Source organism: Mesorhizobium sp. M7A.F.Ca.ET.027.03.2.1, from assembly GCF_003999175.1.
In the GTDB taxonomy this organism is placed as follows: domain Bacteria; phylum Pseudomonadota; class Alphaproteobacteria; order Rhizobiales; family Rhizobiaceae; genus Mesorhizobium.
Map to the genome: position 1 here is coordinate 1 of NZ_RZOM01000234.1, position 6709 is coordinate 6709.

The following is a 6709-nucleotide window of genomic DNA, read 5'->3' on the forward strand; positions in this document are numbered from 1 at the left end:
CGTCATGGCGCATCCTGTATAGGCCTCCCAATTCCCTGGGGCCGCTCATGTCGTTCATTCCAGACACCGCCACGCTGATCCAGTTCGCCATTGCCACGGTCATCCTGGCGATCACGCCGGGTCCGGACATGACGCTGTTCGTCTCGCGCACGCTCAACCAGGGCCGTGCCACCGGCTTTGCCTCGATGGCCGGCGCGCTGTGCGGCACGCTGATCCACACCACGCTGGTGGTTGTCGGTGTCTCGGCGCTGATCGTCGCCTCGCCGATGGCTTTCTTCGTGCTGAAGATCTTTGGCGCGGGCTATCTTGTCTTCCTGGCCTGGCAGGCAGTCACCAGGGGCTCGGCCTTTTCGCCGGAGAAGAAGACAGGCCCCGAGATTTCGCTGTTGCGCAGCTGGGCGGCGGGCCTCGGCGTCAATCTGCTCAACCCCAAGATCATCCTGTTCTTCATGACCTTCCTGCCGCAGTTCGTCTCCGCGCACGACCCGAACGCACCGGGAAAGCTGTTTTTCCTTGGGCTGATGTTCATCGTGCTGTCGGTCCCGGTGACGGTGCCGATGGTGCTGGCGGCGGAAAAGTTTTCGGCGGCGATGAAGGCCAGCCCGCGCGTCACGCGGGTGGTCGATTATCTCTTCGCCGGCGTGTTCTCCGCCTTCGCGCTCAAGATCCTGACGGCGCAGGCGAAGTAGGCGCCGTCATCCTGTCTGGCCATCCTCTTTTGATCCTGGTTCGCCTTGCCACCAGCTTGCGGCCCAGCGCCCGGCGCTGAGCCAGTAAAAGATACCACCGACCATGCCGCTGCCGATCACGGCCATGATGGCGCTGGTGTCCCTGACAACCAAGGCGGAGTCATCGCTGTGGTCGGCCAGCCCGAGGAAAACACCGGCAACCACCGCGCCTGCCAGCGCATAGAACAGCCAGTCGCGCCGGCCGAGGATTTCGGCAAGCAGGATGACGACAGAGGCCGGCATCAGGGCGAAATAGGCGACGAACAGGGCGGCGAAGGGAATTGAGAAATACAGGGAAGCCGTCGCCGTCGGATGCGCATGCTCCGGCGTGTAGCCGAGCGATGCCAGCAACAGGATATTGAGGAAGGCGCTCGCCGCCAGCGAGGCGACGGCATAGCCGAACAGGATGACGGTGAAACGGACGAGGTAGCCGACGAGACGCGCCATCAATCCCGGCCCAGAGTCTGTCGCGTGCCGGATCTGCGTCCAGCCAGAAGCCAGTAGACCGAACCGGCGGCGATGCCGGCGGTGGCGAGAAAACCCAGAAAGCCCGGATTGAAGACAAAGCTGCTGGCCGAGCGCGGCATGGATACGCCAAAGGCGATGGACGTGATCGCACCCGTGGCGGCGAAGTAGAACCATCCCCGCAGCGAAAACCGTTCGGCGACGAAGAGCGCCGGACCGACGATCAACAGCGCGCCGATCATCACGGTCAACACGGCGAGCGGGAACGAGCCCAGCCAGTCGAAGGCGAAAATGATGGACCAATTGCCGTCCTCGATGCCTTCCAGAAGAGCGATCAGCAGCACCGGCACCAGGATCGAAGTCAGCACCGCGGCGACATAGCCGACCGCCATGATGGCGAAGCGTCTTAGCCAGGCGACGGGGCGGCTCACGCCTCGCCGTGCCCCGCTATCATCATCGCTTCCAGCGCCAGCCGGTCGACCTTGCGCATGCGCTCGGAGTCGGATTTGAGCTGGCCGCAGGCGGCGAGGATGTCGCGGCCGCGCGGCGTGCGGATCGGCGAGGCATAGCCGGCATTGTTGATGTAATCGGCGAATTTCTCGATCGTCTCCCAGTCCGAGCACTGGTAGTTGGTGCCCGGCCACGGGTTGAACGGGATCAAATTGATCTTGGCCGGAATGCCCTTGAGCAGCTTGATCAGGCCCTTGGCGTCCTCGATGGAATCGTTGACGTCCTTCAGCATCACATATTCGAAGGTGATGCGCCTGGCGTTCGACAGGCCGGGATAGGCGCGGCAGGCGGCGATCAGCTCCTTCAGCGGATACTTCTTGTTGATCGGCACAAGCAGGTCGCGCAGATCGTCATTGGTGGCATGCAGCGAGATCGCCAGCATGACGCCGATCTCCTCGCCGGTGCGGAAGATTTCCGGCACGACGCCGGAGGTCGATAGCGTGATGCGGCGCTTCGACAAGGAAAGGCCGTCACCGTCGGAAGCGATCAGCAGCGCCTTCTTGACCGCTTCGAAATTGTAAAGCGGTTCGCCCATTCCCATCATGACGATGTTGGAGACTTTGCGGCCCTCGGCCGGCACGATGGCGCCGTCGGGCGTGTCGCGGTCGGGAAAATCGCCGAGCCGGTCGCGGGCGGTGAGCAACTGGGCGAGGATCTCCTCAGCCGTCAGGTTGCGCACCAGCTTCTGCGTGCCGGTGTGGCAAAACGAGCAGGTCAGCGTGCAGCCCACCTGCGAGGAGATGCACAGCGTGCCGCGACCCTCTTCGGGGATGTAGACCGTCTCGATCTCGACCGGCCGGCCGGCGCCGCGCGGCGGAAAGCGGAACAGCCACTTTCGCGTGCCGTCGGCGGAAATCTGCTCCTCGACGATCTCGGGCCTAGCGACGGTGAAGTGCTTGTCCAGCTCGGCGCGCAGATCCTTGGAAATGTTGAACATGCCGGCGAAATCGGAGACGCCGCGCACATACATCCAGTGCCAAAGCTGCTGGGCGCGCATTTTCGCCTGGCGCTCGGGCACAGTGCCTGATGCAACCAGAGCCTCGGCGAGTTCGACCCGCGTCAGGCCGATCAGCGACGGCTTTTCGGGCTGTGCCGCGCGGGCGCGCAACGCGTCGCGGGCGCCGTCAGTGGTGAGATCGAATGAAAGGGTCATGGTTGCACTGATATAAGCGGTTTGCGGCCGATTTCACGCATCGTGCCGGAAAGGAAGCGCGGCGCATAGCACAGGTTGAGGGCAGAGTCATGGGTTGTGCCGGTTTAACCTCTGGCCTGCACGTGTTAGGGCTCGATACTCCCCGCTCGAGGACAGACATGGCCGGCACATCGCGAAGATATCCCATGCTGCGGCGTTCGCGCGCGATGTGGGGCTCACGGCGGGTGTGGCAGCCGCGCCTGGTGTTCTGGGCCGGGGCGCTTGGCATCGGTGTGATCAGCGTGCTGTTCGCGGTGCTGGCGGACAGGGCGCAGGAACTGTTTCACCTGATGACAGGAGACGCAGGCGGCTGGCGTTTCTATCTGCCGCTTGCCGTTACGCCGTTGGGTTTCGTGCTGTGCGCCTGGCTTGCCCACACCTTCTTTCCCGGCTCGCAAGGCAGCGGCATTCCGCAGGCGATCGCCGCCCGCCATCTTCGCGACGACGAGGACCGAAGTCATATCCTGTCCCTCAAGCTGGTGGTCGGCAAAATCATGCTCACCATCGTCGGCCTGTTCTGCGGCGCCTCGATCGGCCGCGAGGGTCCGACCGTGCAGGTCGGCGCATCGCTGATGCTGCAGGCCGCACGCTGGGGCGGCATGGTGCAGGCGCGCGGGCTGATCCTGGCCGGGTCGGCCGCCGGGATCGCCGCCGCCTTCAACACGCCGCTGGCCGGCATCGTCTTCGCCATCGAGGAAATGGGCCGCACCTATGAGGCACGCACCAATGGGCTGGTGCTGACGGCGGTGATCCTGGCCGGCCTCGCCTCGCTCGGCCTGCTCGGCAACTACACCTATTTCGGCGTCGCCAAAGACACCATCTCGTTTGCCGCCGAGTGGCCGCTGGTGATCGCCTGCGGCGTCATCGGCGGCGGGCTCGGCGCGCTGTTTTCGCTGCTGGCGTTGAATGTGACACGCCGGATCCGGCGCTGGAACACTGGGCAGCCTTTGCAGCGCGCTTTGCTGGTCGCGGCCGTCTGCGGGCTGCTGGTTGCAGTGATCGGCATCGCCTCGGGCGGGCTGACCTTCGGCACCGGTTACGTGCAGGCACGGGGCGCCGTCGAAGGCACGCCGCTGCCATGGTTCTTCTTTGCCGAAAAGTTCCTGGCGGGACTGCTGTCGATGATCTCGGGCATTCCGGGCGGCATCTTCGCGCCCTCGCTGGCGGTCGGCGCCGGCATCGGCAGTTCGCTCGGCCTCCTCTTCGGCGCCAGCACGGGGGCTGCGGCACTGCTCGGCATGGCCGGCTATTTCGCCGGGGTGGTGCAGGCGCCGATGACCGCCTTCGTCATCATCCTGGAGATGACCGGCAATCACGACAATGTCATCGCGCTGATGCTGGCCTCGATGCTGGGCTACGGTACGGCGCGGATGATCTCGCACGAGCCGCTCTACCACGCGCTGTCGCGTGTTTTCATCGCCGAGGCGATCCGGCGGCGGCGGGCGGAGGCCGGGCCGGGATCGGCGCAAGGCTGAAAGCAAAAAGGCCGGGGTTTGCGGCCCGGCCTTTCATTCAAAGCGAAGTGCGTGCCTGCACTCCTTGCCTATTTGCACTTGGCAATCGACGTCAGCGCCGCCGAAATACCTTTCAGCGAGAAGACATAGGAGGTGGGATTGCCGCGGCCGGACTTCGCCGTCACCTTCATGTCGGTGCCGGTCTTCATGGCGGCGATCAGCACCGGCTCCTCGGCGGCATTCTCGACCCAGGCCGATTTGCCGCGGGTGAACATCGAAAACGTCTTCTTATCGATGGTCACGGTGGCCTTGGAGCCGTCCTGGAAATTGTAGCCGGCAATGAATTGCGGCTCGTAGGACACTTGCTGGCCGGGCCGCTGGCTGACGAAGAAGAACATGTCGCCATGGTCGAGCGTCGGCGGCTGCTTGTCGGTCGGCACGGTCAGGACATAGCAGACCTTGCCGCCCGATGCCTGGTAACTGTAGGTGCCCCAGGCATTGTGCTGGCCGATCTTGGTCGCCGACTGCGCCAGCGCCGGCGCTGCCACGGCCACCAGGACCAGGCTCGAAACTAGTGCAATTAATCCGCGCATCGCTTTTCCCGTATTCCAAATGGTGCGGAGGCAGGCCGGCTTGGCGTCCTGCCCGTCGCTTCATTTTGATTTAATCTGGGTTACCAAACGGTGAATTTCCGAAGAGAAAAGGATCCTTACCCGAGGAAACCGCCGCCATTCCCGCGCCGCCGCCTTGCGAGCGGCTGGTGCGACATCCCTTTGGCGACTTGGAGGCCACGAAAGCGGCAAGAGTTTGACTTTTTACGCTGCCGCAGAAAGCCGGCTTCAACGGCGTTCCGTGCGTGAGTTCAGCCCTTGTCGGCCATGGCGTCCCTGGCGGCCTGCCGGTGCGCAGTGGTGATGTGGGCACTGACGGCGGTGATCGCGGCGGTGAGCACGGCGATGTCGTCGGTGAAGCCAAGCCCGAAGACGAAGTCGGGGATGACATCCACCGGCAGCACGAAATAACCGAGCGCGGCCAGCAGAATGCCTTTGGCGCGCAGCGGGGTGTTCTTGTCCATGGCGCAGTAGTAGGCGGCCACGACCTCTTCCATGTAGGGGATCTGCCGCGCGGCCTTCTTGGCTGTGCGCCAGAATTTCTCGCGCACTTCGCTCTCGTCTGCCAGCTTGCCGCCAAAGCCGAAGAAATCAAAACCGGATTGTTGCGCCATCAGTGTCTCCTTGCGAGCGCCCATGCGCATCCGGCGCATGCCCGCGGGGGAAAATGTGGTGAAACCCGACCCCGGCTACAAGATGCCGGTGCCGATTTGGGCTTGTCGAGGCGATACCAGGCCTCAGGCGCCGGCAAAACGGTTCATTTTCTTGGCGAGATCGATATCGAGCGCGGTGACGCCGCCGGCGTCGTGAGTGTTCAGCGTCACATCGACGGTCTTGTAGACATTCGACCAGTCGGGATGATGGTCCATCGTCTCGGCGGCAAGCGCGACGCGGGTCATGAAGGCGAAAGCCTCGGAGAAATTCGCGAAGGTGAATGTGCGCCTGATGGAAGCGCCGTCTTCCGCCAGCGCCCAGCCGTCAAGACCGGTCAATGCGGCTTCAGCGGCTTGCCTGCCCAGTTTCTCTCTCGCCATGTCCATATCCTGTGCTATTCGAAAACGACCCTCACCATAGCGACGGATCGATGAGCGCGAAGCCCATAAACTCCATTCTCTTCGTCTGCCTCGGCAATATCTGCCGGTCGCCGCTGGCGGAAGGTGTCTTCCGCGCCGTTTGGGCCGAGCGCGGATCGGCCCGGGATATCCTGCTCGATTCAGCGGGAACCAGTGACTGGGAGGCCGGCTCTGCCCCCGATCGACGCGCGATCGCGATCGCGGTGCGGCACGGCGTCGACATTTCCGGGCAAAGGGCGCGCAAGGTCACGCCGCAGGACCTCCACCGTTTCGACCTGATCCTCGGCATGGACCGGTCGAATGTCGCCGACCTGAAGGCGCTGGCGCCGGCGGCCGTGCAGGACCGCATCCATCTGTTCCTGGAGTTCGCGCAGGGAAAGGCACGCGACGTGCCGGATCCTTATCATGACGAGGCAGAAGCCTTCGCTTCCGCCTATCGCATGATCCGCGAGGCGTCGGAGGCGCTGGTGACAAGGCTGGAGGCGCGGGCGTCCGTGCCTGACAGCGGCCAGGCTTCCTCGACGATGTAGGGTCCGCCGCCGACCGAATCGCGCGACGACATCAGCACGAAACGGCCGACGCGGAACGGCAGCGTCGAGAAATTGCCGCGCGCCGACAGATATTGGGCGACGTCCAGCGGGGTCGAATTGCGTAAGCGTGCCAGCGTGACATGCGG

Annotated in this window: 10 protein-coding genes; 3 read left to right on the forward strand and 7 right to left on the reverse strand. The window is 64.1% G+C overall.

All coding sequences use genetic code 11. The annotated features are described in order from the left end of the window. The first annotated feature begins 47 nt into the window (after positions 1-47). The gene (locus tag EN750_RS12755) at positions 48-689 is read left to right on the forward strand and encodes a LysE family translocator (protein WP_127396623.1); all 642 of its coding nucleotides are present in this window, start codon (positions 48-50) and stop codon (positions 687-689) included. A 6-nt stretch (positions 690-695) separates the two neighbouring features. Here EN750_RS12755 and EN750_RS12760 read toward each other — a convergent pair whose 3' ends face one another. Genes EN750_RS12760 through rlmN form a run of 3 tightly spaced genes read right to left on the reverse strand, consistent with a single transcriptional unit; the run spans position 696 to position 2856 of the window. Next, positions 696-1175 carry a hypothetical protein gene (locus EN750_RS12760; protein ID WP_127396624.1) on the reverse strand — a complete coding sequence of 160 codons (480 nt, stop codon included), beginning with the start codon at positions 1173-1175 and terminating at the stop codon, positions 696-698. Next, entirely contained in the window at positions 1175-1624 is a 450-nt protein-coding gene (locus EN750_RS12765) for a hypothetical protein (protein ID WP_127321011.1), read from the reverse strand. Before EN750_RS12765 ends, EN750_RS12760 begins: the two co-directional genes overlap by 1 nt. Then, a complete protein-coding gene (gene rlmN, locus EN750_RS12770) occupies positions 1621-2856 on the reverse strand; it encodes a 23S rRNA (adenine(2503)-C(2))-methyltransferase RlmN (protein ID WP_127329343.1) in 1236 nt (411 codons plus the stop codon). The genes EN750_RS12765 and rlmN overlap by 4 nt, the downstream gene beginning before the upstream one ends. Positions 2857-3014: 158 nt before the next feature. On the opposite strand from rlmN, the gene EN750_RS12775 reads away from it, so the two are divergent. Then, on the forward strand, positions 3015-4370 hold the full coding sequence (locus tag EN750_RS12775; RefSeq protein ID WP_127396625.1) for a chloride channel protein: 1356 nt from the start codon (positions 3015-3017) through the stop codon (positions 4368-4370). A gap of 68 nt (positions 4371-4438) precedes the next feature. Here EN750_RS12775 and EN750_RS12780 read toward each other — a convergent pair whose 3' ends face one another. From EN750_RS12780 to EN750_RS12790, 3 genes are all read right to left on the reverse strand, one after another. Next, positions 4439-4942 carry an invasion associated locus B family protein gene (locus EN750_RS12780; RefSeq protein WP_127268363.1) on the reverse strand — a complete coding sequence of 168 codons (504 nt, stop codon included), beginning with the start codon at positions 4940-4942 and terminating at the stop codon, positions 4439-4441. Positions 4943-5211: 269 nt separating this feature from the next. Next, entirely contained in the window at positions 5212-5574 is a 363-nt protein-coding gene (locus EN750_RS12785) for a YkvA family protein (protein WP_127322074.1), read from the reverse strand. Positions 5575-5697: 123 nt separating this feature from the next. Further along, positions 5698-5994 carry a 4a-hydroxytetrahydrobiopterin dehydratase gene (locus EN750_RS12790; RefSeq protein WP_127396626.1) on the reverse strand — a complete coding sequence of 99 codons (297 nt, stop codon included), beginning with the start codon at positions 5992-5994 and terminating at the stop codon, positions 5698-5700. Positions 5995-6044: 50 nt separating this feature from the next. Between EN750_RS12790 and EN750_RS12795 the strand changes: the two genes are divergently transcribed. Next, positions 6045-6563, forward strand: a complete 519-nt coding sequence (locus EN750_RS12795; protein ID WP_127396627.1) for a low molecular weight protein-tyrosine-phosphatase — start codon at positions 6045-6047, stop codon at positions 6561-6563. Here the strand turns inward: EN750_RS12795 and EN750_RS12800 are convergent. Beyond that, positions 6467-6709 (reverse strand): 2'-5' RNA ligase family protein (locus EN750_RS12800; protein WP_281062284.1); only part of this gene is annotated, 243 nt, incomplete at its 5' end. The two genes, EN750_RS12795 and EN750_RS12800, sit on opposite strands and share 97 nt — an antisense overlap.